Below are 26071 nucleotides of genomic sequence, written 5' to 3'. Positions count from 1 at the left end.
ACCGACGTGACGGTCGTCGCCGCGACCGCGGGCGGGTGTCGCGGCCGGTGGCGCTAATGTCGCAAGCGTGGGGATGACGTTCGGTGAGCTGCTGCGCGCACACCGGCTGCGGGTCCGGTTGACGCAGGAGGAGCTGGCGGAGGGTTCCGGGGTCAGCGTGCGGGCGATCAGCGACATGGAGCGCGGTCGCGCGAAGGGGCCCCAGCGGCGCACGGTGGAGGCGCTGGCTGGTGTGCTCTCGTTGGCGGAGCACGAGATCCGGGAGTTGCTGGACGCGGCCAAGGAGGGTCGGGCGCGGCGCGCGCCGTCGCCCGCGACGCCGTCGGCGTTGCCTCCGGACGTGGCCGACCTGACGGGTCGCGAGGGTGAGTTGGCCGAGTTGGCGGCGGTGGCGGAGGGGACGCGGACGACGTCGTTGGTCGTGGTGCACGGTCCGCCGGGCGCGGGGAAGACGGCGTTGGCGGTGCGGGCGGCCTACCGGTTGGCGTCTCGTTTCGCGGACGGGTGCTTCTTCTTCAACCTGCGCGGGATGGACGTGCGGCCGGTGCACCCGTCGGAGGTCGTGCACCGGATGTTGTCGGCGCTGGGCGTGCCGGAGGAGGAGATCCCGGCGGGTGAGGCGGAGCGCTCCGACCTGTACCGGGCGCGGCTGCGGGAGCGGTCGACGTTGTTGGTGCTGGACAACGCGTCCGACGAGGCGCAGGTGCGGCCGTTGTTGGCGACGGGGTCGGGGTCGTTGGTGCTGGTGACGTCCCGGTTGGTGCTCGGCGGGTTGGAGGCGGGCCGGCGGCTGGGGTTGGACGTCCTGGACCCGGTCGAGTCGTTCGACCTGCTCGGCGCGATCGCCGGGCGGGCCAGGGTGGGCGCGGAGCCGGTGGCGACGGCGCGGGTGGCGAAGCTGTGCGGTCACCTGCCGCTGGCGCTGCGGATCGCGGGCAACCGGCTCGCGAGCCGTCCGAAGTGGACGATCGGGCACCTGGCCGGGCAGCTGGTGGACGAACGGCGGCGGTTGTCGGCGTTGACGGCGGGCGACCTCCAGGTGCGGACGGCGTTCGAGATGTCGTACCGGCAGCTCGGGGCGAAGGCGGCGGTGTTGTTCCGCCGGTTGTCGCTCGTGCCGGGCGCGGACTTCGGGCCGGACCTGGCCGCGGTGCTGGCCGATGTGGACCGGTTCGCGGCCGAGGACACGTTGGAGGAGTTGGTGGACATGAGCCTGCTGGACACCGCGGAGGTGCCCGGTCGGTACGTGTTCCACGACCTGATCCGGGTGTTCGCCGGTGAACGGCTGGTCCACGAGGAGCCGGCGCCGGTGGTGGCGCAGGGGCGGCGGCGGATGGCGGACTGGTTGCTGGGCACGGCGGTGACGGCGGCCGGGTTCTTCGGCCCGGACGCGCGCACGACGCCGTCGGGGCCGTTGAGCAGCCAGGAGGACGCGGACGCGTGGCTGACGGCGGAGGCCGCGAACTGGTTGGGCGCGATGCGGTGGGCGGGCACGAACGGGTTGCACGCGGAGGTGTTGCGGCTGGCCACCGCGATGCACTGGTACTCGGACCAGCGCGGGCGGGCCGAGACGTGGGTCGAGGTGTTCACCGCGGGTGTGGCGGCGGCGCGGGTGTTGGGCAGCGTGCGTGACGAGGCCGTGCAGCTGAACTTCCTGACGTGGACGCTGTCGGTGCTGATGCGCCGGTACCCGGAGGCGTTGGCGTTGTACGACGAGGCGTGGCGCGCGTCGGTGGCGGCGGGTGACGTGAGGGAGCAGGGCTGGGCCGTGCACTACCGGTCGGTGTCGGAGCTGCGGACCGGGCGGTTGGAGGAGGCGCAGGTCAGCGCGGTGCGGGCGCAGGAGCTGTTCCGGCAGGCGGGGTTCCCGCTGGGTGAGCAGATCTCGTTGTCGTGCCTGGGGTTGGTGCTCGACGGGTTGGCGCGGTACGAGGACGCGGTGCGGGTGCACCGGGAGCTGCTGGCGAACGTGCGGGCGGGGAAGCTGGACCTGGCGCCGGTGATGGCGAGCGAGATGTCGGCGACGCTGCTGGTGCGCACGGCGGACACGCTGAGCCGGTTGGAGCGGTGGCCGGAGGTGCTGGCGGCGGTGGACGAGGCGCTGGAGCTGCTGCGGGCGACGACCGCGCTCTCGAGCTTGTGCGACGCGCTGTACCTGCGGGGGCGGGCGCTGCACGAGCTGGGTGACGCGATGGGTGCGCGGGCCGAGCTGGTGCGGGCGGCGGCGGTGGCCGAGGAGCACGAGCACCCCCGCCTGGCGGTGGTGCTCGGCGCGTTGGCCGATGTCCACGAGGCCCTGGGCGACCCGGTCGAGGCTGGGGTGTCCCGCGACCGGGCCGCGGCCGTGGAGTCAGCCGATCGGTGATGCGTTCCTAGCCATCGCCGGGTCCTTCCCTGCCTGCGTGCTACTTGGGGGTGCGCCCAGTCAATCGCCTGCGCCATCCCGGCACCACGCAGAACAACCGGCAGAAGTACGGGCGGTCACCCGTTCAGGTGTCCTGCCGGTCGGGTGTCAGTCGACCACGGCGAGCGCGTCGATCTCGACCAGCAGCTTGTCGGGCAGGCCGACGTAGACGGTGGTGCGGGCGGGGAACGGCTCCTCGGTGACGAACTCGCCGTAGGCGGCGTTCATCTCGGCGAAGTGCGCGGTGTCGGTGAGGTAGACGCGCAGCATCACCACGTCGGCGAGGGTCGCGCCGCCGGCCGCCAGCACGGCGATCACGTTGCGCATCGCCTGCCTGGTCTGCTCGGCCGCGGTGTCGCCGACGACGGCGCCGGTGGCCGGGTCGAACGCGACCTGGCCCGCCACCTGGAGCACGGGGCCCTTGCGGACGCCCTGGGAGAACGCGGCCACCGGGGTGGGCGCGTCGGCGGTCCTGATCTCGGTCTTCGCCATGGGTCGTGCGTTCCTCTCTCTGGTGGTCCGTCGGCCGCGCGGCGGCGGTGACGGTTCGTCAGTCGCGCGGCGTCCAGCCGCACTCGACGGAGGCGGCCCGCGCGGTGGCGAGCAGGTCGGGCACGTGGCCGAGCAGGCCGTCGAAGTCCAGCAGCACCTTGGGCACGGACATCGACACGGCGGCGACGACCTCGCCGCGGGCGCCTCGGACGGGCGCGGCGACGCAGTGGATGAAGTCCTCGTGCTCGCCGTCGTCGACGGCGTAGCCGGCGGCGCGGACGCGGTCCAGCTCGGCCAGGTAGGCGTCCGGCGTGGTGATGGTGTTCGCGGTCAGCGGCACGTAGTCGATGGACCCGGCGACCTCGCGGCGGCGTGGTTCGGGCAGGTCCGCCAGCAGCACCTTGGCGACGGCGGTGCAGTGCAGCGGGGCCCGTCTGCCGATGCGCGAGTACATCCGCATCGGGTGGGTGCTGTCGTACTTGTCGATGTAGATGACCTCGCCGTCCTCGTAGGAGGCCAAGTGGACGGTGTAGCCGGTGCGGGCGTTGAGGTCGCGCAGGGCGTTCTCGGCGCTGCGCCGCACGTCCCGTTCCTCCAGCGCCCGGTTGGCGAGGTCGAACAGGGCGGTGCCCAGCCGGTAGTGGTGCACGCCCTCGCGCTGAACGAACCGGTGCGACTCCAGCGTGCGCAGCAGCCTCATGGTGGTCGACTTGTGCACCTCGATGACGCCCGACAGCTCGTCCAGCGTCTTCGGCCCGGTGGCCAGTTCCCCCACCAGGGTCAGCGCCCGGTCCAGGCTTTGGCTCATCGACGTCTCCTCAGGTGTGCGGCGGCCCACGTGCGGGAATCGGCGTCCAGCAGGGGCACGGTCACCGCGGGCGGCAGCGACTCGCCGACATCCTCCCTGGTGAGCAGCGCGGAGGCGGCTTGGAGGTGCCCGGCGCGCAGTCGGCGCGTCGGCGGCTCGCCGGCGAGGTGCGCGGCGAGGTAGCCGGCGGCGAACGCGTCGCCCGCGCCGACGGGTTCCACCACGTCCACCCGCAGGCCCGGCTGGAACGTCGACGCACCGCCTTCGACGACGGTCGCGCCGCGTGCGCCGTGCTTGACCACGAGCGTCGTCGGACTCGGCAGCAACCTCCTCAGCTCCGCCGGGTCGCCGGCGCCCCACACGGCCTGCGCCTCGTCGGCGCCGGCGAGCACGATGTCCGCCGCGTCGGCGAGTTCCCGCAGCACGGACGGGTCGCGGTCGTGCCACAGCGCGGGCCGCCAGTTCAGGTCGAACGACACCGGCGCGGACCGCGGCCTGCTCAGGACGGCGCGCAGCAGTTCGAGGCAGCTGTCCGAGAGCGCCGCGGTGATGCCGCTGACGTGCACCAGGGCGACGTCGTCCCAGCGCAGGCGGTCCAACGTGGCCGGTCCCATCGCGGACGCCGCCGAGCCGCGCCGGTAGTACCGCACGGGGCTGCCCGCGGCGTCGGCTTCCTTGACGTAGAGGCCGGTCGGGCGGTCGGGGTCGACGCGCACGCCGGTGACGTCCACGCCCGCGCCGCCCACCGCGTCGAGGACCGCGCCGCCGAACGCGTCGTCGCCCACCGCGCTCACCCAGCGGCTGCGCACGCCGAGCCGGGCCAGGTGGATGGCCACGTTGGACTCGGCGCCGCCGATCGCCCGGGTCCACGTGCGCGCCGCGCGCACCGGACCGGGTTCGGCGGGCACCAGCACCGCCATGGTCTCGCCCAGGCACACCACGCCGCCCGGCAGGTCGAACCGCATCCGGACTCCTCGATTGACGGCGCCGGTGACCGAATGTTACACACTCGAGCAGCACATCGCGCAATAGCCGTTGCATTGTACGCAACGTTAGGAGCGGGAGACGTGGATCTCGACGCTGTGGCCGCCATCCGCGACGAGCGGGTCGACTGGCGGTTCAAGGGCCTGCCCGCCGACGCGTTCGGCGCCACGATCGGCGACGTGGCGGCCCGCCGGCTCGACCTGTTCGCCGACGGGTTCGTCGGTCCCCTGGTCGTGCTGGACGCCGCCGCGCTGGAGCACAACCTCGCCACCATGGCCCGGTGGTGCGCCGACCACGGCGTGCTGCTGGCGCCGCACGGGAAGACGACCATGGCCCCGCAGCTGTTCGCCCGCCAGTTGGCGCACGGCGCGTGGGGGATCACCGCGGCCAACACCAGCCAGCTGCGGGTCTACCGGGCGTTCGGGGTGGAGCGGGTGGTGCTGGCCAACCAGCTCGTCGACCCCGCCGGGCTTCGGTGGCTGGCCGCGGAACTGGCCGCCGACGACACGTTCGAGTTCACCTGCTGGGTCGACTCCGTCGCGGGGGTGGCGCGGATGACCGAGGCGCTGGGCGCGGTCGAACGGCCGGTCGACGTGCTGGTCGAGCTCGGGGCGCGCGGCGGGCGGACCGGCGCGCGTGACCGGGCCACCGCGCTGGAGGTGGCGCGGGCCGCCGCCGCGAGCCCCGCGTTGCGCCTGGCCGGCGTCGGCGGCTACGAGGGCGCGCTGGCGCACGACGCGTCACCCGCGGCGCGGTCCGTCGTGGACGGTTACCTGGACTCGGTGCGCGAGTTGGCGATCGCGCTGCGGGACCTCTTCGACGTGGACGAGCCGATCGTCACCGCGGGTGGCAGCGCGTACTTCGACCAGGTGGCGGCGAAGCTCACCGAGCCGTGGCCGTTCCCGGTGCGGCCGGTGCTGCGCAGCGGCGCGTACATCACCCACGACGACGGGTTCTACCGCGGCATCTCACCCCTGGGCCGCACGCCCGGCGCGCAACCGTTCCGCAGCGCGTTGCGCGCCTGGGCGCAGGTCACCTCACGCCCGCAGCCCGACCTGGCGCTGCTGACGCTGGGCAAGCGCGACGCGTCGTTCGACGAGGGCCTGCCCGAACCGCAGGTCGTGCGCGGCCGGGACGGCGTCGAGCGGCCGTTCTCCGCCGAGGTCACCGCGCTCAACGACCAGCACGCGTTCGTGCGCCTGTCCGGTGACGAGGTCGAGGTCGGCGACTGGGTCGGCCTCGGCCTGTCGCACCCCTGCACGGTGTTCGACAAGTGGCCGCTGATCCCGGTGGTCGAGGGCACCACCGTGGTCGACCTGGTGCGCACCTACTTCTAGGGGTTCGGCGTGGACATCGTCTTCAGGGGCGCACGGGTCGTGGACGGCACGGGCGCGCCCTCCTACCGGGCGGACGTGGGCGTGCGCGACGGGCGCATCGCCGCGATCGGCGACCGGCTCGACGGGCGGCGGGTGGTCGACGCCGACGGCCGGGTCCTCGCGCCCGGCTTCATCGACATGCACTCCCACTCCGACCTCCAGGTCCTGGCCAACCCCGACCACCTGGCCAAGGTGTCCCAGGGCGTGACCACCGAGGTCCTCGGCCAGGACGGGCTGTCCTACGCGCCGGTGGACGACGACGTGCTGGCCGTGCTGCGCGCGCAACTGGCCGGGTGGAACGACGACCCGCCCGGCTTCGACTGGGACTGGCGCTCCGTCGGCGAGTACCTGGACCGCCTCGACCGGGGCATCGCGGTCAACGCCGCCTACCTCGTGCCGCAGGGCACGCTGCGGATGCTGTGCGTCGGCTACGACGACCGGCCCGCGACCGACGCCGAGCTGGACCGGATGCGCGAGGTCCTGGCGCGGTCGTTGCGCGAGGGCGCGATGGGCCTGTCGTCCGGCCTGACCTACACGCCCGGCATGTACGCCGACACCGCCGAGCTGACCGAGCTGTGCCGGGTCGTCGGCGAGCACGGCGGATTCTACAGCCCGCACCACCGCAGCTACGGCGCGGGCGCGCTGGAGGCGTACGCGGAGGTGGTGCGCGTGTCGCGGGACGCCGGCTGCCCGCTGCACCTCGCGCACGCCACGATGAACTTCGAGGTCAACCGCGGCCGGGCGGGCGAGCTGCTCGACCTGCTCGACCGGGCCATCGCGGACGGTGCGGACATCACCCTCGACACCTACCCCTACCTGCCCGGCGCGACGTACCTGTCGGCCCTGCTGCCGAGCTGGGCAGGCGAAGGCGGACCGGAGGCGACCCTGGCCCGGCTGTCCGATCCGGACACCCGCGCGCGGATCCGGGTCGAGGTCGAGGAGACCGGCTCCGACGGCTGCCACGGCGTGCCGGTCGACTGGTCCGCGATCGAGGTCAACGGCGTGCGCGAGGCCGAGAACGCGCACCTGGTCGGGCACTCGGTCGCCGAGTCGGCGCGCCGGGCCGGACGGCCGCCCGCCGAGCTGTACTTCGACGTCCTGCTCTCCGAACGGCTCGGCGCCTCGTGCCTGATGCACGTCGGCCACGAGGACAACGTCCGCGCGATCATGCGGCACCCGGCGCACACCGGCGGCAGCGACGGCCTGCTGGTCGGCGACCGGCCGCACCCGCGCGCGTGGGGCACGTTCCCCCGCTACCTCGCCCGGTACGTGCGCGAACTCGGCGTGCTGGGCCTGGAGGAGTGCGTGGCCCACCTGACCGGGCGGGCCGCGCGCCGGCTGCGGCTGACCGACCGCGGGCTCGTCCGCGAGGGGCACGCGGCCGACCTCGTGCTGTTCGACCCCGACGCGATCGCCGACACCGCGACGTTCGACGAGCCCCGGCAGGCCGCCGCGGGCATCACCCACGTCGTCGTCAACGGGGTGCCCGTGCTCGACGACGGCGGGCGGACCGACGCCCTGCCCGGCCGTTCCCTGCGACGCCACCGGCCCCGCTCGTGATCGACTGGTCGCAGCACACCGCGGGAGGGCTAAGGCATCGGACTCGTTGGTGGAGAAGGGTTTCGGTGGCATCCTCGGCCACGTCGCCGCGATCATCGGCCTCGGCACGCTGCTCGGCTCGATCCTTGAGGCATCCGGCCGCGAAGCGCAGCGTCCGGTCGATCGTGCTTGCTACCCAAGGGGTCCACCGTGCTGGGAGGGCGTCGGCGAGGTGCTCGCCACGTCGCCGGCCGACGTCGGGCTGCCGGTGATCGCGCTGTCGTACGCGATCAGCTGCGGCATGCGCGTCGCGCAGGGCTCGGCCACCGTCGCGATCGTGACCACGACCGGCATCGTCGTGCCCGTCGTGGCGGACCTGGACCACTCGCGGCTTCGTCGTGGCCGCGCTGCTGAGCCTGGTGGTGTAGCGGGCGCCTCCCCCTGCGGCTGCGCCCACCGCCGTCCTCCCGGTCCTCCCCCGGCCCGAACGGTTCACTGGATTCGGTGATCTTTCGCGCGCTCAGTCGAGGCCGTGATCACGGAACGCCACCCGCTTGAGCGGCGGCACCGCCTCGAACAGCCGCAACACCGACTTGAACGCCACCCGGCCGACCGCGTTGCCCGACACGAACTGCCGCGCGCTGCGCGACGACGCCGTCACCGCCGCGAACCCGTACTCCCGCATCCGCCGCTCGTAGTCGGCGATCGCGTCCAGCGGCGCCCGCTCGACCAGGTTGCGGCACAACGTCATCGCGTCGCGCAACGCGGTGTTCGCCCCGATCCCGCGCATCGGCGTCATGCTGTGGACCGCGTCGCCGAGCAGCGTCACGGCGGTCGTCGGCCACGGGTCCACCGGCACGGACGTGCGGATCGGCCAGTGCGACACCGAGTCGTGCGGCGACTCGCGCACCAGGTCCGGGTGCCAGCCGGAGATCGCGTCGGCCACCACGTCCCGCAGCGGCCGGTCCGCCGGCAGCACCAGGCCGTCCGCCGCTCGGGCGGCGGCTCCCCTCGGCCCCGGGCTTCGGCGGCGGCTCGGGCTCTTGCGGCAGCTCGGCCAGCTCTCGCGCGGCTCGGGTGCTGCTCGGGCGCGGGCGGCGGCGTGGCTCGGGTTCGGGCGGTGCTTCAGCCGGCCGGCAGCTCGGCTAGCAAGTGCCCAGAGCCGCGTGGAACCCGGCCAGGTAGGTGCGCAGACCCCGTTGGCCGCTGCGCATCATCAGCTCGTGGTTGGCCAGGAGCAGCGGCCGGGCGAGGAGAGCCACGCGGCGCAGCAGCGGTTTGCGCACCACCACCTCCTGGTCGTAGACCAGGCGCGAACCGCGGCCCTCGGCGAAGATCCGCCAGCTCGCCGTGCCGTCGAGGTCGCCGACGAGGTCCGCGCGCAGCAGTCCCGCCGCCGGCTCGCGGGCGTTGTGGCGCGCCTGGAACACCAGGTCGTAGGGCAGCGCCGAGCGGCACCGCAGCTCGGCCACGTCGTCGGCGACCCGGCGGGCCGCGCGCACCTGCGGCCACCACCGCGGGTAGCTGCCCAGGTCCGCGAGGACGCCGAAGGTCCGCTCGGGCGTGCTGTCCACCGACCAGACGCTGCGGAAGCGGTACGTGTTCGGCGACCTGACGCTGTCGTTCAGCGACGTGAAGCCATGAGTCAGCGACGTGGAGCCATCGTTCAGCGGCATGACGCCATAGTCACGTACACCGGTCGTGGACGCGAGCACCCGTGGCCACCGGGATGGTGGTGTGACCGGGGCCGCCGCGCCTCCCTGTCATTTCCGGCAACGCTATCCGGCTTTCCATTCATACCCGGAGGCCCTAACGCCTTTGGGTGATCTTGGGTCAGCTGACCGGCAGGGTCGTCGGCCCGCCGGTCAGCGGTCCCCGCGGTCAGCCGACGGCGGCTGCGGCCGGCAGGGCTTCGCGCAGGAATTGCCCGGTGTAGCTGTCCGGCACGTCCGCGACCTGTTCCGGCGTGCCCTCCGCCACCACCATTCCGCCGCCGGACCCGCCCTCCGGCCCCATGTCGACCAGCCAGTCCGACGTCTTGATCACGTCGAGGTTGTGCTCGATCACGATCACCGTGTTGCCCTTGTCGACCAACCCGTTGATCACGCCGAGCAGCTTCCGGATGTCCTCGAAGTGCAACCCGGTGGTCGGCTCGTCGAGGATGTAGACCGTCTTGCCGGTCGACCGCTTCTGCAGCTCCGCCGCCAGCTTCACCCGCTGCGCCTCACCACCGGACAACGTGGGTGCGGGCTGCCCCAGCCGCACGTACCCCAAGCCGACGTCGACGAGCGTGCGCAAGTGCCGGTGGATCGCGTTGATCGGCTCGAAGAACGTCGCCGCCTCCTCGATCGGCATGTCGAGGACCTCGGAGATCGTCTTGCCCTTGTAGTGCACTTCCAGCGTCTCGCGGTTGTACCGGGCGCCCTTGCACACCTCGCACGGCACGTAGACGTCCGGCAGGAAGTTCATCTCGATCTTGATCGTGCCGTCGCCCGCGCAGGCCTCGCAGCGCCCGCCCTTGACGTTGAACGAGAACCGACCCGGCTGGTAGCCGCGCACCTTCGCCTCGGTGGTGGCCGCGAACAGCTTGCGGATGTGGTCGAACACGCCCGTGTAGGTGGCCGGGTTGGACCGCGGGGTGCGGCCGATCGGCGACTGGTCGACCTGCACCAGCTTGTCGACCTGGTCCAGCCCGCGCACGCGCGTGTGCCTGCCCGGCACCTGCCGCGCGCCGTTGAGCTTGTTCGCCAGCACGGTCGCCAGGATGTCGTTGACCAGCGTGGACTTGCCCGAGCCGGACACACCGGTGACGGAGACCAGGCAGCCGAGCGGGAACGACACGTCGATGCCGCGCAGGTTGTGCTCCCGCGCGCCGACCACGGTGAGCTGCCGCTTCTTGTCGACCTTGCGGCGGGTGGCGGGCATGGGGATCTCCTTGCGCCCCGCCAGGTACGCGCCGGTGATCGACTCCTTGTTCTTCAGCAGTTCCCGGTACGGGCCGCTGTGCACGACCTTGCCGCCGTGCTCGCCCGCGCCGGGGCCGATGTCGACCACCCAGTCGGAGGTGCGGATGGTGTCCTCGTCGTGCTCGACCACGATCAGCGTGTTGCCCAGGTCGCGCAGCCGGACGAGGGTCTCGATCAGCTTGTGGTTGTCACGCTGGTGCAGCCCGATCGAGGGCTCGTCCAGCACGTACAGCACGCCGACGAGACCGGAGCCGATCTGCGTCGCCAACCTGATCCGCTGAGCTTCTCCACCCGAAAGAGTGCCGGACGCGCGGTCCAGTGACAGGTAGTTGAGGCCGACGTCGAGCAGGAAGTGCAGCCGGGCCTGGATCTCCTTGAGCACCGCGCCCGCGATCATCGACTCGCGCTTGCCCAGCTTGAGCCCGTCGAGGAACTCGGAGCACTCCGACACCGACATCGCGCACACCTCGGCGATGGACTTGTCGCCCTTGCGCCCGTGGTGCAGCGTGACGGCCAGGATCTCCGGCTTGAGGCGCGTGCCCTGGCACGTCGGGCACGGCACCTCCCGCATGTAGCCCTCGTACTTCTCCCGCATGTACTCGGACTCGGTCTGCTCCTGCCGCCGTTCCAGGAACGGGATCACGCCCTCGTAGTTGGCGTAGTAGGAGCGCTCACGGCCGTAGCGGTTCTTGTAGCGGACGTTGACCTGCTCGTCGACGCCGTGCAGCACGGCCTTTTGCACCTTGGCGGGCAGCTGCCGCCACGGCGTGTCCATCCGGAACCCGATCGCGAGGCCGAGCGACTCCAGCAGCCGGGTGAAGTACTCGGCGGTCTGGCCGGACGCCCACGGCGCGATCGCGCCCTCGGCCAGCGACAGCTCGTCGTCCGGCACGACCAGCTCCGGGTCGACCTCCTTGCGCACGCCGATGCCGGTGCACGCCGGGCAGGCGCCGTAGGGCGAGTTGAACGAGAACGACCGCGGCTCCAAGTCCTCGATCGCCAACGCGTGGCCGTTCGGGCAGGCCAGGTTCTCGGAGAAGCCGCGCACCCGGCCCGGGTCGTGCTCCGGCACGTCGACGAACTCCAGCTCGACCAGGCCGTCGGCCAGGCGCAGCGCCGTCTCCACCGAGTCGGTCAGCCGCTGCTTGGAGCTCGCCTTCACGCTCAGCCGGTCGATCACGACCGCGATGTCGTGCTTCTCCTGCTTCTTCAGCTTCGGCACCTCGCCGAGGGCGTGGACCACGCCGTCGACCTTGGCGCGCGAGTAGCCCTGCGACTGCAGCGTGGAGAACAGGTCGAGGTACTCGCCCTTGCGTCCGCGGATGACCGGCGCGAGCACCTGGAACTTGGTGCCCGACTCCATGGCCAGCACCTGGTCCACGATCTGCTGGGGCGTCTGCTTGCTGATCGCCTCGCCGCACGTGGGGCAGTGCGCCTTGCCGGCGCGCGCGTAGAGCAGCCGCAGGTAGTCGTAGACCTCGGTGATGGTGCCCACGGTCGACCGCGGGTTGCGGCTGGTCGACTTCTGGTCGATCGACACCGCGGGCGAGAGGCCCTCGATGAAGTCGACGTCCGGCTTGTCCATCTGACCGAGGAACTGCCGCGCGTAGGCCGAGAGCGATTCGACGTAGCGGCGCTGGCCCTCGGCGAAGATCGTGTCGAAGGCGAGGCTGGACTTGCCCGAGCCGGACAGCCCGGTGAACACGATGAGGCTGTCCCTCGGCAGGTCGAGGTCCACCCCTCGCAGGTTGTGCTCGCGCGCCCCGCGAACGACAAGCCGGTCGGCCACAACGGTTCCCTTCGGTTCTTGACCTTCCCCCGAACAGACGTTCGAAAAGCGTATCGGACCACCACGTCGGCCCTGCCACCGCGTCGGCCCTGTCGGGGAGGGCGTCAACCATGCTAGGGCCGGGTACCGACAAATCGTGACGGGCACACTCCCGCGATCGTGCGCCAACGGCTCTACCGGTCGGTAGTCAGCGCCCCTACGCTGGGGTGATAGGCCGTTCGGCCGCAAACGCCGGGATGAGGTGCCCATGAGCTTCGCTGATGCCGCCCAGGTCCGATCCGCCCAGACGAGCGTACCCGCGCCCCGCGAGCAGTCGGCCGCGGTCCAGGACGCGGTCGCCGGGCTCGCCGAGGTCGAACGGGCGACAGGCGCGTTGTACGAGGTCGTCGCGGCCCTGGACCTCTCCGCGCTGCGCGGTCCGAGCCTGCTGCCCGGCTGGAGCCGGGCGCACGTGGTGACGCACCTCGCACGCAACGCCGACGCCCTGGTCAACCTGCTCATGTGGGCGAAGACGGGCGTCGAGCACCAGATGTACCCGAGCGCGGTCGACCGCGACGCCGACATCGCCGAGGGCGCGGGACGGCTGCCTCAGCTGCTGCGGGCGGACCTGGACGCGGCGTGCCAGCGGTTCGCCACGGCCGCCCGCGAGCTGCCGGCCACGGCGTGGGAGGCGGAGGTCGTGCACCCGACGTCGGGTCCGTTCCTGGCGCACCGGGTGCCGTGGCTGCGGCTGCGCGAGGTGTGGTTCCACCTGGTCGACCTCGACCGGGGCGTCGGGTTCGCCGACCTGCCGCCGGAGCTGCTGGAGCACTTCCTCGAGGAGGCCGTCGGCCAGTACGCCGACCGGGCCGACACGCCGTCGGCACGGGTGGAGGCGGTGTTCCCGGACGGCCGTCAGCGCAGCTGGGCGCTGACCGCGGACAGCGCGACGTCGCCCGCGGTCGGCGGCGCGGCGGCGGACGTGCTGGGGTGGCTGACCGGACGCCACAGCGGCGCCCGGCTGAACGGGACGGCGCCGACGCTGCCCAAGTGGCTCTGAGCTGCGTGCAGGCGGGCGGTGAGCAGCAGGCCGGCCAGCGTCGGCCGGCTCGCCGTCAGGGCCCGGTGCGCCGGGCGTTCCACGAACTTGGTGAGCAGCCAGCCGAGGAGGACGGCCGAGCCGGTGAAGAACGCCAGTTCGAGCCACGGCCCGCCGTAGGGTGAGACCTTGGCCATGACGAGGTAGCCGAGCTCCTGGTGCACCAGGTACACGCCGTAGGAGATGCCCGCCAGCCACTTGATCGGCCGGGAGAGCAGGCGCACGGGCGCGACGTCCCAGTCGGGGCCGCCCGCCGCGGCGCACACGCCGATCAGCAGGACGCCGAAGCCGACGGTCGACGCGAGGTCGCCGCTGTGCCCGACCTGCACCAGGAGGGTCGCCGTGAGCAGGGCGAACAGGTGCCGGTCGCCGAGGCGCTCCTTGGACCACAGCCAGATGGCGACGCCGATGGCGAACAGCTGCGCGCGCTGGGCGCCGAGGCCGTTGTACAGGGTGTGGACCAGGCCGGGGTCGGCCGTCCAGTCCCTGATGGCCAGGGGGACGACGATGAGGACCCAGAGCAGCGCCTTGACCGCCCGGCCGCGGATCCGCGACGCCAGCAGGGCGCCCGCGACGAATCCCGTGACCTGGATCGGGAGCGTCCAGTAGGAGACGTCGACCAGGCGTGCGTCGGGGAACCAGCTCTGGAGCATGAGGACGTTGACGAGCAGGTCGCGCGGTTCGAGTTCGCTCCAGCCGTCCGGTGTGAGGTGGCGCAGCACGGTGTACGTGCACACGGCGGCGACCACGTAGGCGGGCAGCAGGCGGGCCAGGCGGTTGTGCAGGAAGCGGCCGGGCTCGCCCTTGGCCAGCGCGGCGCAGGCGAAGAAGGCGGAGATCACCACGAGCGTGCTCGCGCCGAACTCGAAGCCGAAGACGAACGACGGCCGGCTGAGCTCCGGGTGGTTGGCCGGGCCGACGCGGGTGGCGTGCTGGAGGAGCACGCACAGCACGGCGAGGATGCGCAGGACGTCCCAGTTGATCCGACGTTTGGTAGGCACGAGGAGGAAGAACCCTAATCAGACGTTATCGGAGGAGCGGCGGAGATTGTTACCAACCCTATGGGGTCGACCTGTGGGAACCCTGAAGGGTGCCCGGTCGGATACGGTCGGCCATTGTGGACGTACTAGAGGACTACAAAGGACACGTGTCGCCGGGCGGCCCGGCGGCACGGCGGACTCTCGACGCGCTGACCATCACGAAGGTCTCGGTCGGCCCGATGGACAACAACGCGTACCTGCTGGTCTGCCGCGCGACGAACGAGGGACTGCTCATCGACGCGGCGGCCGACCCGGAGCGGCTGTCGGACGTGGTCGGCCACGAAGTGGACCGGCCGAGGCTGAAGACGGTCGTGACCACGCACCGGCACCAGGACCACTGGGGCGCCCTCGGCGCGGTCGCGGGCGCGAACGGCTCCAACACCATCGCGCACGAGGCGGACGCGGAGGTGCTGCCGATCCCGCCGGACGTGCTGGTGGCGCACGGCGACACCGTGCACGTCGGCGAAGTCCCCTTGACGGTGATCCACCTGCGCGGCCACACGCCGGGCTCGATCGCCCTGCTGTACCGCGACCCAACCGGACACCCCCACCTCTTCACCGGGGACTCGCTGTTCCCGGGAGGGGTCGGCAGAACCACGTCGCCCGAAACCTTCACTTCCCTGATCGACGACGTGGAGACCCGGATCTTCGCCGAACTGCCCGACGACACGTGGGTCTACCCAGGTCACGGCGACGACACCACGTTGGCGCGTGAGCGACCTCACCTGGACGAGTGGCGCGCGCGGGGCTGGTGACCGCAGGCGAGGTCGGCCCGCAGGCCCCTCCGCGCGGAATGTCACCCTGAGCGACTTGCCGGTCCCATCTCGTACGAATCCCAGGCGCGATCGGACCGTGGCTCGAGCTCTTCCAGCAGATGCCCGAGAGTCGAAAGTACAGGGGGCCGGCGGCCCTGGCCGCTGACGGCGGTCAGTGGACGATCGTGACGAACCCCTCGCTCCACGTGTCCTCGTCGACCCCGTACCGGGAGACCTCGAAGCAGTCCGGCTCTTCGGAGAAACCAGGAGTCAGCCGTGCGCGCTCGATCCGGTCGCGGGCACGGCTCTCCGTCGAGTAGACGCCCAGCAACTTCACGTCGTCGCCGTCCTCCTCGTGGTAGGACGGCTCACCGTCCTCGTCGACGTGCCCGACCGGCGAGCCGTCGAGGTTCCGGGCGTGGCGGACGTGCCAGAGCAGGAAGACTTCCACTCGCCCGACTGTACGAGGACCAGGCCGGGCCACCGCGGGACGGCTGCGACATCCGGGTGATCAACTGATCATCGTCGCCCGGCGACCGCGTCGCGTTCTACGTTCGTCACAGCAGGTGACGAACGGAGGGTGCATGGCTCTCAGCGCGCACGCCTGGCGAAGGGTGCAGCAAGAGGCCGGCGAGGTGCTCGCCCGGGCCGTGCCGGGGTTGTCGCCCCGGTCTCGCCGGGTCCTCACCGCCTTGCTCTCCGGCACCGCCACCGGTCGGCGGTTCTTCGTCCACGGTGACCCCGGGCGGCGGGATCGGGCGGATGCCTTCGTGGTCGGGGCCACTGGCGTCACGGCGGTGGTGATCGGCGAGGTCGGGGACGCGCGAGCGGTCGTCCGGCACGCCGAGGAGCGGTGCGCAGGCATCCGAGGGCCGCGCGGGCAGGTGCTGGTGCGCAGCGCGATCCACTTCGCGCTGATCGGCGCGGGCAGCGACGTGCCCCCGTTCCGGGTGCTGGACGAGGGCCGCCTGGAGCTGCTGTTCCGCCACGACGCCGCCCACCTGGACCGCAAGCAGGTCGACTCCATCGCCGAGCAGCTCGGCAAGCGGCTGTCGCGCTACCAGGAGCTGAGGGTCCGCGCGCCCGAACGCACGCCCGAGCAGGTCGGGCTGCTGGACGTCGAAGAGGTGACCGAGGACCAGCTCGCGGCCGCCCAGCTCAAGCCCTTCGACACGTGGCTGACCTTCCTGCACCCGCAGCAGCAGACCGTGGTCAACCGCCGCTACAACGGTCCGGCGCGGATCAGCGGCCCGGCGGGCACGGGCAAGACCGTGGTGGCCCTGCACCGCCTGCGGCACCTGGCCAGGCAGTCCACCGGTCCGCTGTTGTTCACCACGTTCGTCCGCACCCTGCCGCACGTCCACCGCGCCGCGTTCCTGCGGCTGGCCCCGGAGCTGGGCGGGCGGGTCGAGTTCACCAACCTGCACTCGTGGGCCCGCGACTTCCTCTCCGCGCGCGGCAGGCGGGTCGACGTCCAACCGATCCAGGCGCAGACGCAGTTCAGCCGGGCCTGGATGGCGCACCGCGAGGCGCTGGCCCCGTGGGAACCCGCCGCGGCCTACTGGCGGACGGAGATCGATCGGGTGATCAAGGGTCGCGGCCTGCGGACGCTCCAGGAGTACCAAGGGGTCGTCCGGCGTGGCCGCACCGTGCGCCTGGACGCCGGGCAACGCGAACGGGTCTGGCAGCTCTACCTCACCTACGAGCGGTTCCTCGCCGACAAGGGCGTGCACGACCACAACGACCTCATCGCCATCGCCTTGGACGAGCTCGAGCGACAGGGACCGTCCGAGCGGTACGCCGCCGTGGTGGTGGACGAGGTGCAGGACATCCCGTTGACCGGGTTGCGGCTGCTGCGCGAGCTGGCGGGTGACGCGCCGAACCGGCTGCTCCTCGTCGGCGACGGCCAGCAGCAGGTGTACCCGGGCGGCTGGCGGCTGTCCGACGCCGGCATCCCGATCCAGGGGCGGGGCGAGGTGCTGCGGGTGAACTACCGCAACCGCCAGGGCGTGCTCGACTTCGCCCGGCGGTTCGACGCGAGCAACACGGTGGACGACCTCGACGGCGCACTCGGCGTCACGTTGCGCCAAGCCGACGTGGCCGCGGCGGGTGGCGAGGCGCACGTGTGGCGAGGCGGCGAGCCGGACCTGCCTCAAGCGCTCGTGAGCGCGGTGCGCGGGCTGCCGGTTCCCGTCGGACAGGCCGCGGTGATCACGTTCGGCAACCAGGACGCCCAGCGCTGCGCCGCCGTGCTGCGACGGGCGGGCGTCCCGTCACGGTCGCTGGAGGACTACACCGGGGAGCAGGACGACCGGCTCAAGGTCGGCACGGTGCACCGCGCCAAAGGCCTGGAGTTCCAGGCGGTCCTGGTGGTCGAGTTCCTCCGCGCGGACGACGATGTGCACGAGGAGCAGTCCGAGCTGCGGACCAGGCAACGCCTCGTCGCCGCCACGCGGGCGCGTGACTACTTGTGGTGGGCCGCGGTCGAGCGGGCGAACACGTCCTCCGGGAGGAAGCAGCCGTAGTCCTGCAACGGCCGCGGCGCGTCCAGGACGAGCTCCTGGACGCGGCCGGCGGGCGACAGGCCGTCCGGGCGGTCCGGGACGCGGGCGCCGGGCAGTGGCGGGCGGCCGGCGCGGGCGGGATCGGGGACGAGGTCGCCGTCGCGGTCGATCAACGCGTACGCGGCGTCGGCGACGTCGGCGACCGCCTCGGCCACCTCGGCGTCGGTGAGGTCCGGGTTCAGCTCCCGGTACGCCGCCCGTGCGGCGGCCATGAAGCGCTCCGGATCGACCACCACGACGTCCCGGCGGGTCCGCACGCTGATCGTCATCCCGGCCACGGGGCTGCTCGGCTCGTCCACCCCGCCGAGCCTAGGCGCGAGCGGCGGGATCCGGGCGGGAGACCGGGGCAACCCTCGCTGGTCGTGCGGACGGGTGAGCCACCGGGTCATCCCCCGACCGGGAAGCCGGGGACCTCACCGCCGCCCGATCAGCACGGTGACGTGGACGTGTTCGGTGAACGGCGCGTGGGGCTCCAGCGCGTCACGGACCAGGTCGGTGAACGCCTGGCGATCCGCCGGCAGCCGGTCGGCGGGCAGCGCCGAGAGGACACCGCCCACAATGGACTCCCAGTCCAGGGGGTCGGTGTAGTCCACCCCGTGCACGTCGACCCGGAACCCGGCCGCGACCAGGCTTTCCCGGTACCGCGCCTGGCTCTCCTCGTCGGTGCCGCACGTGGTGCCGGCGGGCGTGCCCAGCCACTGCTCCAGGCACTCGCGCAACGCCCGCGACCAGTCCTCGTCCTGCAACCACAGGGGCGTGCCGTTGGTCAGCACGGCCACCCCGCCGCCCGGCCTGACCAGCGGGTGCACCGTCCGGAACAGCTCGTCGCGCCGCATCCAGTGCAGCGCCTGGCCGATCGTGACCACGCCGACCGACCCGTCGCCGAGCACCGCGCGCAACGCGGGCACGTCCGCGTCCGTCCCCACCACCCACGCCAGGTTCGCCGCGCCCCGCTCCTCCCCCGCACGGCGGGCGTGGGCCAGCATGTCCGGCTCCGGGTCGACGCCGATCACGGCGCGGACCCGGGCCGCCAGGGGCACGGTCACCTGGCCCGTGCCGCAGCCGAGGTCCACCGCGACGTCGTCCGGTGTCAGCCCGAACACGTCGACCACCGCGTCGAACACCGCCGGCGGGTAGCCGCGCCGGTAGCGGTGGTAGAACTCGGCCACGTCACCCCGGAAACCCTGCGCCATGCCGGACAGCGTGCCCGCCGCCGCCGCACGGGCGGAAGCGATTGCGCTGACGGCGGAACGACGTCCACCCCCGTGTGACGCACGGGCCGATGTCCTGATCCCGCACCGCAAGCCGTGTCCCGGCCGGCTCGAACCGGTCGGTATGTTCCCCGCATGGAGCAGGTGGTGGAGATCTACACCGACGGCGCGTGCAGCGGCAACCCCGGACCGGGCGGGTGGGGCGCCGTGCTGCGGTACGGGGCGCACGAGCGGGACCTGTTCGGCGGGGAGTCGTCGGCCACCACCAACAACCGGATGGAGCTGATGGCGCCGATCCGCGCGTTGGAGACCCTGAAGCGACCGTCGGTCGTGCGGATCTACACCGACAGCACGTACGTCCGCAACGGCGTCCTGTCGTGGATGGCCAAGTGGAAGGCCAACGGCTGGCTCACCTCGGGCAAGCAGCCAGTCAAGAACGTCGACCTGTGGCAGCGCCTCGACGCCGCCGCCACGCCCCACGAGGTCGAGTGGCACTGGGTGAAGGGGCACGCCGGGCACCCGGAGAACGAACGCGCGGACCGGCTGGCGGTCCGCGGCGTCCGGGCGGCGATGGAGTCAGATCTGCGGGCAGACGTCGTACATGATGCGGAACAGGCGTGAGGACTCCGGGCTCTGCTCCGGCGGCAGGTCGAAGTAGCCCTTGGCGGCCTCGACGCACCGGGTGAGCAGGTCGTGCTCGGTGGACAGGGTGGACTCCCGGGACCGGTTCGTCTCCAGCGTCGCGTCGGCCTCCTCCTGCTTGCCGGACACGTCGGCGAGGCTGCGCTCCTGGTCGGCCCTGGTGGCCGCGAGCGCGTCGCGGTCGGCGCGTTCGCCCAGGTAGAGGACGGTGAACACGCCCGCCACGAGGGCGAACACGGCGGCCAGCGCGGCCAGCGCGACGATCGGCGCCCGGCTGGGGCGCGCGGGTGGCGGAGGCGTCGGCTGGTGCTGCATCGGCACGCCGTTCGGCGGTGTCAGGGGTGTTGGCGGCGTCGGCGCGAACGAGGTCGGCGCGGACGGGTTCGACGAGGGCGGCGTGAACACCTGGTCGGGTTCTGGCGTGGTCATGTCGGCTCCCCGGCTCAGCAGTTGTCGGAGGCGCGGTCGACGGCGGGCCCGAGGGCCGCGTCATCGTCGTCCCGCGCCGCGATGATCGAGTCCCTGGCCGGGTCGGCGCACTTGTGCAGCTCGGCGTTCTGCGCCTCCAGCGTGGAGATCCGGCCGATGACGGTGTCGTTGGCCGACTCGGTCTCCTCCAGCCGCTCCTCGGCCTCGGCGAGCGACCGGCTGGTCTGGTCCAGGCGCTGGACCTCCAGGCCGTGCTCCTCCTTCGCCCCGACGAACAGCACGATCGCCAGCGCGGACGCGCCGACCAGGACCACGGCGAGCAGGCCCAGCAGCACGACGGCGGCACGTGCCCGGGGCCGCGGCGGTGGTGGCGGTGACGGGATCGACAGCGCGTGGTCGGTCATGTGGTCCCCTTATTTCCCTTGAGATGCCACGAAAGTAGGGACACGGGCGGCCACCGGCCAAGCCTCGGGCCGCCGGAAACTTCCGCTACCTGCCGGGGACCACGCCGAACCCGTCCCCGGACCGGGCCGGTCCGGGGATCCGGGGTTGCTCAGAGCCAGCCGTTGTCGTGCGCGGTGACGTAGGCCTCCGACCGGCTCGCCGCGCCGAGCTTCGCCACCGCCGCGGCCAGGTAGTTGCGCACCGTCCCGGCGGACAGGTGCGTCCGGCGCGCGATCACCGCCACCGGCGTGTCGTACTCGGCCAGCCGCAGCACCTCCAGCTCACGCGGCGTCAACGGGCACGGCGGCGTGGTCAGCGCGTCCGCCGCCAGCTCCGGGTCGACGTACCGGGCGCCGCCGTGCACCCGCCGGATCACGTCCGCCAGCGTGCCGCCCGGCGACCCCTTCGGCAGGAAGCCCTTCGCGCCGGCCGACAGCGCGCGGTGCAGGTGGGGAGGCTTGCCGCGCCCGGTCAGGATCACCACCGCGCACCCCGGCAACGACGACGCCAGCGCCGCGGTCACCTCGAACCCGTCCAGCTCCGGCATCTGCAGGTCGACCACGGCCACGTCGGGCCGGTGCGCCAGCGCCGCGCGCACCGCCTCCCGGCCGTCGCCGGCCTGCGCCACCACGTCGATGTCCGGCTCCAGCCCGAGCAACGCCGCCACCGCGACGCGGATCAGCTCCTCGTCGTCGGCCAGCAGCACGCGTATCACGTCCGCACGGTCGCCACCAGCGTGAACACCCCGTCCTCCTCCCCGGTGCGCACCGTCCCGCCCACCCGGGCCAGCCGCTCGGCCAGCCCGCTCAACCCCGACCCACGCGGCCCGCGCGCGCCGCCGGACGCGCCGTCGTTCGCCACGGTCAGCCGCACCTCGTCGGCGCCCGCCACGACGTCGACCGAGCACCACCGCGCCCGGCTGTGCCGCAGCACGTTCGTCCCCGCCTCCCGCAACGCCCACGACAGCTCGCGCGCCGCCGCGGGCAACTCCACCGGAACCGACACGGTGCACCGCACCCCGGCCGAGGTCAACACCTGCTCGATCGCCGACGCCTGCTCGGCCAGCTCCACGGTCCGGTACCCGCGCACGGCCTCCCGCAGCTCCGACAACGCCGCCGAGGCCAGCGCGCGCACCTCGTCCGCCTCGGCGCCGGCCCGCTCACCGTCCACGACCGCCAGCCGCGACGCCAGCTCCGCCTTCAGCGCGATCACGGTCAACCGGTGCCCCAGCAGGTCGTGCACGTCCCGGGCGAACCGCAGCCGCTCCTCGATCACCGCCAGCCGCGCCCGCGCCTCACGCCCCCGCTGCGCCTGCACGACCAGGTCCCACAACCACACCGGCAGCACGTGCATCAGCGCCAACCCGACACCGACGCCACCGGCGACCACCAACGCGCGCACCGGATCCGGCGACACCACCACGGCCACCGCGACCACCAGGGGCGCCACCGCCCACGAACGCCGCCGCACCAGCACCGGGGCCGTGCCGACGAGCGCCGCGCCGACCCACGCCCACGTGTCCCACCGCCCCGCGGCGACGGGCGCCAGCAACGGCACCGACAGCAGCGACGCCGCCACGAACGCCACGTCCCACCGGCCCCGCGCCACACCCGGCGTCACGGCCGCGTAGAGCACGCCCGCGTGCGTGGCGCCGAACAGCACCACGCCGACCAGCCCCGCCACCACCCAGGCAGGCCGGGTCTCCAGCAGCACGCCGACACCCGGCCCGACCAGGCTGGTCGACCACGCCACGCCCAGCGACACGAGCGTGAGCACCCTCGCCTGCCGCATCATGCGCTCACCATGCCAGCGACACGCCGACGAACGCGTCGACCACGGCGCACGCCAGCGCGTACCAGGTCGGCACGACCAGGTTGGCGCGGAAGTGCGCGAGGTCCCAGCCGGCGTGCGCCAACCAGCCCGCCGCGACCAGGTACCGGCCGACCTCGGGGTCCACCAGCAGGGCGATCCCCGCCACCGCGCCGAACCCGACCACACCCGCCACCTGCGCCCACACCAGCCGGGTGCGGCGCACCTCGCCGCGCAGCAGGCCCGCCACCAGGTAGACCAACGCGCACGCGACCAGGCCCCACGTGCCGAAACCGGTCCAGCCGTCGTCGCCGTCGGCCACGATCGCGATGCCCAGCGCCGTCGAGATCACCAAGGAGAGGATCGAAGAACGTTTCATGCCCACCACGTTGGGGCCGGCCGCGCACAAGCCCCACCCCCGCGGTGTCACGAAGAACCCGTGCGGATCGCACGGTCCGACGATGCGCTAACGCAGCACGGTCGCCAGCCGCCGCATCCCCTCGACGATCTCGTCCACCGCGTTGGTGGTGAACGACAGCCGCAGCGTCGACCGGTCCGGCGTCGTCGCGTAGAACGGCGCGCCCGGCACGAACGCCACGTCCCGCGCCAACGCCGCCGTGATCAGCGACGACGTGTCCACCTCGCCCGGCAGCGCCACCCACACGAACATCCCGCCGTCCGGGTCGCTCCACCGCGTGCCGTCGGGCACGGCCGACGCCAGCGCGCCGATCATCGCGTCCCGCCGCTCCCGGTAGGCCGCGCACAGCCCGCGGATGTGCTCGTCCAGGTCGTTCGCCTTCAGGTAGGCCGCCGCCGCGGCCTGGTCGATGGTGGACGTGTGCAGGTCCGCCGCCTGCTTCACGATCACCAGCGTGCGCATGATCGACGCGGGCGCGCGCAGCCAGCCCAGCCGCATGCCGGGCGCGCCGACCTTGGAGAAGCTGCCCGCGTGCAGCACGCGGTCGCTCATCGAGGCCAGCGACGGCACGGGCTCGCCCCGGTAGCGCAGCTCGCTGTACGGGTCGTCCTCGACGACCCACAGGCCGTGCCGGTCGGCCAGCGCGGCGATCTCGGCCCGCCGTCGCGCGGTCAACGTCCGGCCGGTCGGGTTCGCGAACGTCGGCACCAGGTACAGCAGCTCCGGCCGTTCCCGCTCGACCACCTCGGCCAGCGCGGCCGGGTCCATGCCGTGCTCGTCACCCGCGACGGGCACGATCCGCGCGTCGGCGAGCTGGAAGCACTGCAGCGCGGCGAGGTAGGTCGGCTCCTCCACCGCGACGACCGCGCCCGGCTCCAGCAGGGCGGTCACGACCAACGTCAACGCCTGCTGCGAACCGGACGTGACCAGCAGGTCCTCCACCGCGGTCGGCAGGCCGCGCCGGGTCAGCCGGTCGGCGACCAGACCGCGCAGGTCCACGTCGCCCTCGGTGGGCGCGTACTGGAGGGAACGGCGGGACAGTGCCTGGTCGAACGCCGTGCGCAGGCCGTCGACGTCGAACAGCTCGGGCGCGGGCAGGCCGCCCGCGAACGAGATGACCTCGGGCCGGGAGGTGAGGGCGAGCAGGTCGCGGACCGGCGAGCCGGCGAACGTGCGCGGCATGGAAGGGCTCCTCGAAGGTCGAGCGGAAGGGTTCACGCGGTTGTGCCACGCATGAGGTAGGCCGCACTGGGGTCGAGGCGCCGAACCCATCCTACCTTTCCGGCCCGTGTTGACAGCATATATGCCAGCATGGCTATATTCCTGTCATGGCATCTACGTTCGCCGTGCTCGCCGACCCGCACCGGCGCCGGATCCTCGACGTGCTCCGCGGGGGTGAGCGACCGGTCAACGACCTGGTCGAGGGGCTGTCGGTGAGCCAGCCGACGGTGTCCAAGCACCTGAAGGTGCTGCGCGAGGCGGGGCTGGTCGAGGTCAGGCGGGACGCCCAGCGGCGGCTCTACCGGCTGCGGCCGGGGCCGTTGGCCGAGGTCGACGCCTGGCTCGCGCCGTACCGGCGGATGTGGGAGGACAGCCTGGACGCTCTGGAACGGCGACTGGACGGGATCGACGGATCGGACGGGAGTGACTCGTGAGCACCGAGTTGAGGCGGATCGACGGCAAGCCCGTGCTGAGGTTCGAACGGGTGCTGGCGCACCCACCGGTCAAGGTGTGGCGGGCGGTGACCGAGCCCGCCGAGCTGGCGCACTGGTTCCCGGCGGCCGTGGCGATCGACGGCCGGGAGATGACGTTCTCCTTCCCCGACCAGGTCACCACCGGCGAGGTGCTGGAGTCCGACCCGCCCAGGGTGTTCGCGTTCCGCTGGAACACCGACGTGCTGCGGTTCGAGCTGGTGCCGCACGAGCGCGGCTGCCTGCTGGTGTTCACGCACGTCCTCGGCGACGAGCACGGCGCCGGGCGCAACGCCGCCGGGTGGGACACCTGCCTCGCGGGCTTGGAGGCCCGGCTCGCCGACCGCCCGTTCGAGCCGCCGACGGACGTGCGCGGCCCGATGGAGCGCTACATCCGCGAGTTCGGGCTGGACGAGGGCCGGGTGGACGACGGCGTGGTGCGGTTCGTCCGCGACCTCGTCTGGCGTCCGCTGGACGAGGTGTGGACGCTGCTCACCGACGGCGAGGAGGGCGTGCCCGCCCGCGCGATCAACCCGCACGTGCCGGCCGGCCCGCTGGTCGAGCGGACGCCGCCGCGCGTGCTGGCGTTCGACTCGCCGACCGGCCGGGTGCGCTGGGAGTTCCGGCACGACCCCGACCAGGGCACGACGGTCGAGCTGACGCACGCGCTGGCCGACCCGGCGTTCGCCCCGCGGGCGCTCGCGGCCTGGCACGCGCACCTGGAGCTGTTCTTCGCGGCCACGTTCGGCGACGTCCGCCCGTGGCCGGAGGACCGGGTCGCCGAACTGGTCGGCCGCTACAGCAGCTGAGCGTCCACGCCGGCCAGGTGGTCGCGGCCGAACGGCCCGTTCTCCAGCCCGTCCACCAGCGCCCGGGGCAGGTCGGCGCGGATCTCGGCGGAGCGCGACGCGGCGGCCAGCGCGACGGTCGCGACCGTGTCCACGTCACCGGTGAAGGCGACGCACGCCCGCAGCACCGAGCTCAGCGAGCCGCCGTCGGCCAACGCGGTCAGCGCCGCGCGCACGCTCATCACGCCCTTCGACCCGACCTTGCCCCGCCACGGCCGCGCCCACACGTCGGAACCGAGCCGTGCGGCGATCCACGAGCCGACCTCCGCCACCGGACCGAGCCCGTGGTGGCAGTAGTGCACGGCCAACGCCGCCGCCCGCGCCGACGCCACACCGTCCGGCGTGTCGTGGGTGACCTTGGCCTGCACGTCGGTGTGGTGCAGCACGTCGGCCACGGTGGGCAGCAGCCCGGCCGGGGCGGCGCGCATCGCCGCGCCGCTCTTGTCGCTGTCGGGCCGGATGCGGGCCAGGAACTCCGCGCCGGTGTGCACGCCCTCCAGGAAAGCCTGGAAACCCCGCGCGTAGCCCTCGCGCGGATCGCGGTGGAACGCGGTCACGAACGCCGACGCCACCGACTCGGGCGTCCACGGCGCGCCGGAGACCCGCAACTCCGCCAACGCCAGCGTCATCTGCGTGTCGTCGGTGTACGCGCCCGGCGCGATGCCGTGGTGCCGCGGGTGCCGCACGTACCCGGCAAGGGTGTTGTGGCTGGTCACGAGCGATGCGGGGGCGTACTCGAAGCCCGCGCCGTACGCGTCCCCGATGGCCAGTTCGACGAGCATGT

Annotated in this window: 26 protein-coding genes and 2 pseudogenes; 11 read left to right on the top strand and 17 right to left on the bottom strand. The window is 72.8% G+C overall.

The window, feature by feature from the left end; translation table 11 throughout:
- Nucleotides 1-73 precede the first annotated feature (73 nt).
- Nucleotides 74-2365: an ATP-binding protein gene (locus tag AB0H12_RS08330; protein ID WP_499621800.1), complete on the top strand. Its 2292-nt coding sequence runs from the start codon at nucleotides 74-76 to the stop codon at nucleotides 2363-2365.
- A gap of 147 nt (nucleotides 2366-2512) precedes the next feature.
- On the opposite strand, the gene AB0H12_RS08325 is transcribed toward AB0H12_RS08330, so the two are convergent.
- The 3 genes from AB0H12_RS08325 to AB0H12_RS08315 are packed head-to-tail and all read right to left on the bottom strand — an operon-like array spanning nucleotide 2513 to nucleotide 4669.
- Nucleotides 2513-2896 (bottom strand): RidA family protein, encoded by a 384-nt coding sequence (locus AB0H12_RS08325; RefSeq protein WP_499621731.1) that lies wholly within the window; start codon nucleotides 2894-2896, stop codon nucleotides 2513-2515.
- A 58-nt stretch (nucleotides 2897-2954) separates the two neighbouring features.
- Nucleotides 2955-3704: an IclR family transcriptional regulator gene (locus AB0H12_RS08320; RefSeq protein ID WP_499621730.1), complete on the bottom strand. Its 750-nt coding sequence runs from the start codon at nucleotides 3702-3704 to the stop codon at nucleotides 2955-2957.
- Complete coding sequence (locus tag AB0H12_RS08315) at nucleotides 3701-4669, bottom strand: sugar kinase (RefSeq protein WP_499621728.1); 969 nt, start codon at nucleotides 4667-4669, stop codon at nucleotides 3701-3703. Before AB0H12_RS08315 ends, AB0H12_RS08320 begins: the two co-directional genes overlap by 4 nt.
- Before the next feature lie 102 nt (nucleotides 4670-4771).
- Here AB0H12_RS08315 and AB0H12_RS08310 point away from each other — a divergent pair, with 102 nt between their 5' ends.
- The 4 genes and pseudogenes from AB0H12_RS08310 to AB0H12_RS08295 all read left to right on the top strand — a co-directional run bounded on the left by AB0H12_RS08310 (nucleotide 4772) and on the right by AB0H12_RS08295 (nucleotide 8111).
- Nucleotides 4772-6025 carry an amino acid deaminase gene (locus AB0H12_RS08310; protein ID WP_499621726.1) on the top strand — a complete coding sequence of 418 codons (1254 nt, stop codon included), beginning with the start codon at nucleotides 4772-4774 and terminating at the stop codon, nucleotides 6023-6025.
- A 9-nt stretch (nucleotides 6026-6034) separates the two neighbouring features.
- Nucleotides 6035-7624, top strand: a complete 1590-nt coding sequence (locus tag AB0H12_RS08305; protein ID WP_499621725.1) for an N-acyl-D-amino-acid deacylase family protein — start codon at nucleotides 6035-6037, stop codon at nucleotides 7622-7624.
- A gap of 31 nt (nucleotides 7625-7655) precedes the next feature.
- A pseudogene (locus tag AB0H12_RS08300) lies at nucleotides 7656-7763 on the top strand (GntT/GntP/DsdX family permease); the annotation flags it as partial.
- A gap of 72 nt (nucleotides 7764-7835) precedes the next feature.
- The gene (locus AB0H12_RS08295; protein WP_499621799.1) at nucleotides 7836-8111 is read left to right on the top strand and encodes a GntT/GntP/DsdX family permease; all 276 of its coding nucleotides are present in this window, start codon (nucleotides 7836-7838) and stop codon (nucleotides 8109-8111) included.
- Nucleotides 8112-8123: 12 nt separating this feature from the next.
- On the opposite strand, the gene AB0H12_RS08290 is transcribed toward AB0H12_RS08295, so the two are convergent.
- The 3 genes from AB0H12_RS08290 to uvrA form a co-directional block, all read right to left on the bottom strand.
- Complete coding sequence (locus tag AB0H12_RS08290; RefSeq protein ID WP_499621724.1) at nucleotides 8124-8582, bottom strand: FAD-dependent oxidoreductase; 459 nt, start codon at nucleotides 8580-8582, stop codon at nucleotides 8124-8126.
- A 166-nt stretch (nucleotides 8583-8748) separates the two neighbouring features.
- Nucleotides 8749-9279 carry an SRPBCC family protein gene (locus tag AB0H12_RS08285; protein ID WP_499621723.1) on the bottom strand — a complete coding sequence of 177 codons (531 nt, stop codon included), beginning with the start codon at nucleotides 9277-9279 and terminating at the stop codon, nucleotides 8749-8751.
- A 205-nt stretch (nucleotides 9280-9484) separates the two neighbouring features.
- On the bottom strand, nucleotides 9485-12358 hold the full coding sequence (uvrA, locus tag AB0H12_RS08280) for an excinuclease ABC subunit UvrA (RefSeq protein ID WP_499621722.1): 2874 nt from the start codon (nucleotides 12356-12358) through the stop codon (nucleotides 9485-9487).
- Between the two features lie 247 nt (nucleotides 12359-12605).
- On the opposite strand from uvrA, the gene AB0H12_RS08275 reads away from it, so the two are divergent.
- Nucleotides 12606-13397, top strand: coding sequence for a maleylpyruvate isomerase family mycothiol-dependent enzyme (locus tag AB0H12_RS08275; RefSeq protein ID WP_499621720.1), 792 nt, complete (start codon nucleotides 12606-12608; stop codon nucleotides 13395-13397).
- Between the two features lie 101 nt (nucleotides 13398-13498).
- On the opposite strand, the pseudogene AB0H12_RS08270 reads toward AB0H12_RS08275, so the two are convergent.
- Nucleotides 13499-14437 (bottom strand): annotated as a pseudogene (locus tag AB0H12_RS08270) (acyltransferase family protein); the annotation flags it as partial.
- Nucleotides 14438-14553: 116 nt separating this feature from the next.
- On the opposite strand from AB0H12_RS08270, the gene AB0H12_RS08265 reads away from it, so the two are divergent.
- The gene (locus tag AB0H12_RS08265) at nucleotides 14554-15231 is read left to right on the top strand and encodes an MBL fold metallo-hydrolase (RefSeq protein WP_499621719.1); all 678 of its coding nucleotides are present in this window, start codon (nucleotides 14554-14556) and stop codon (nucleotides 15229-15231) included.
- A gap of 172 nt (nucleotides 15232-15403) precedes the next feature.
- On the opposite strand, the gene AB0H12_RS08260 is transcribed toward AB0H12_RS08265, so the two are convergent.
- Entirely contained in the window at nucleotides 15404-15682 is a 279-nt protein-coding gene (locus tag AB0H12_RS08260; RefSeq protein ID WP_499621717.1) for a DUF7336 domain-containing protein, read from the bottom strand.
- A 133-nt stretch (nucleotides 15683-15815) separates the two neighbouring features.
- Here AB0H12_RS08260 and AB0H12_RS08255 point away from each other — a divergent pair, with 133 nt between their 5' ends.
- Nucleotides 15816-17756, top strand: coding sequence for a UvrD-helicase domain-containing protein (locus AB0H12_RS08255; protein WP_499621716.1), 1941 nt, complete (start codon nucleotides 15816-15818; stop codon nucleotides 17754-17756).
- Here AB0H12_RS08255 and AB0H12_RS08250 read toward each other — a convergent pair.
- Together AB0H12_RS08250 and AB0H12_RS08245 are read right to left on the bottom strand one after the other, a co-directional pair.
- On the bottom strand, nucleotides 17696-18094 hold the full coding sequence (locus AB0H12_RS08250) for a hypothetical protein (protein WP_499621715.1): 399 nt from the start codon (nucleotides 18092-18094) through the stop codon (nucleotides 17696-17698). The genes AB0H12_RS08255 and AB0H12_RS08250 overlap by 61 nt on opposite strands.
- Nucleotides 18095-18208: 114 nt before the next feature.
- Complete coding sequence (locus AB0H12_RS08245; RefSeq protein WP_499621713.1) at nucleotides 18209-18988, bottom strand: class I SAM-dependent methyltransferase; 780 nt, start codon at nucleotides 18986-18988, stop codon at nucleotides 18209-18211.
- A 153-nt stretch (nucleotides 18989-19141) separates the two neighbouring features.
- Between AB0H12_RS08245 and rnhA the strand changes: the two genes are divergently transcribed.
- A complete protein-coding gene (gene rnhA / locus AB0H12_RS08240; protein ID WP_499621712.1) occupies nucleotides 19142-19627 on the top strand; it encodes a ribonuclease HI in 486 nt (161 codons plus the stop codon).
- Here the strand turns inward: rnhA and AB0H12_RS08235 are convergent.
- The 6 genes from AB0H12_RS08235 to AB0H12_RS08210 form a co-directional block, all read right to left on the bottom strand.
- Nucleotides 19583-20077, bottom strand: a complete 495-nt coding sequence (locus AB0H12_RS08235) for a hypothetical protein (RefSeq protein WP_499621711.1) — start codon at nucleotides 20075-20077, stop codon at nucleotides 19583-19585. The two genes, rnhA and AB0H12_RS08235, sit on opposite strands and share 45 nt — an antisense overlap.
- A 14-nt stretch (nucleotides 20078-20091) precedes the next feature.
- Entirely contained in the window at nucleotides 20092-20481 is a 390-nt protein-coding gene (locus AB0H12_RS08230; protein WP_499621709.1) for a hypothetical protein, read from the bottom strand.
- Nucleotides 20482-20630: 149 nt separating this feature from the next.
- Nucleotides 20631-21236 carry a response regulator gene (locus AB0H12_RS08225; protein WP_499621708.1) on the bottom strand — a complete coding sequence of 202 codons (606 nt, stop codon included), beginning with the start codon at nucleotides 21234-21236 and terminating at the stop codon, nucleotides 20631-20633.
- Entirely contained in the window at nucleotides 21233-22315 is a 1083-nt protein-coding gene (locus AB0H12_RS08220; protein WP_499621706.1) for a sensor histidine kinase, read from the bottom strand. The genes AB0H12_RS08225 and AB0H12_RS08220 overlap by 4 nt, the downstream gene beginning before the upstream one ends.
- 4 nt (nucleotides 22316-22319) lie before the next feature.
- Nucleotides 22320-22709, bottom strand: a complete 390-nt coding sequence (locus AB0H12_RS08215; RefSeq protein WP_499621705.1) for a hypothetical protein — start codon at nucleotides 22707-22709, stop codon at nucleotides 22320-22322.
- An 87-nt stretch (nucleotides 22710-22796) separates the two neighbouring features.
- Nucleotides 22797-23930, bottom strand: coding sequence for an aminotransferase-like domain-containing protein (locus AB0H12_RS08210; RefSeq protein ID WP_499621702.1), 1134 nt, complete (start codon nucleotides 23928-23930; stop codon nucleotides 22797-22799).
- A 146-nt stretch (nucleotides 23931-24076) separates the two neighbouring features.
- Between AB0H12_RS08210 and AB0H12_RS08205 the strand changes: the two genes are divergently transcribed.
- Together AB0H12_RS08205 and AB0H12_RS08200 are read left to right on the top strand one after the other, a co-directional pair.
- A complete protein-coding gene (locus AB0H12_RS08205) occupies nucleotides 24077-24403 on the top strand; it encodes an ArsR/SmtB family transcription factor (RefSeq protein WP_499621701.1) in 327 nt (108 codons plus the stop codon).
- Complete coding sequence (locus tag AB0H12_RS08200; RefSeq protein WP_499621700.1) at nucleotides 24400-25248, top strand: SRPBCC family protein; 849 nt, start codon at nucleotides 24400-24402, stop codon at nucleotides 25246-25248. Before AB0H12_RS08205 ends, AB0H12_RS08200 begins: the two co-directional genes overlap by 4 nt.
- Here AB0H12_RS08200 and AB0H12_RS08195 read toward each other — a convergent pair.
- On the bottom strand, nucleotides 25236-26069 hold the full coding sequence (locus tag AB0H12_RS08195) for an ADP-ribosylglycohydrolase family protein (RefSeq protein WP_499621699.1): 834 nt from the start codon (nucleotides 26067-26069) through the stop codon (nucleotides 25236-25238). The genes AB0H12_RS08200 and AB0H12_RS08195 overlap by 13 nt on opposite strands.
- Nucleotides 26070-26071: the final 2 nt, after the last annotated feature.

It is taken from the genome of Actinosynnema sp. NPDC023794 (assembly GCF_040639675.1).
GTDB classification, from domain to species: domain Bacteria; phylum Actinomycetota; class Actinomycetes; order Mycobacteriales; family Pseudonocardiaceae; genus Actinosynnema; species Actinosynnema luteola.
The sequence above is the reverse complement of the archived record's forward strand: the minus strand, read 5'-3'. Positions and strand labels throughout refer to the sequence as shown.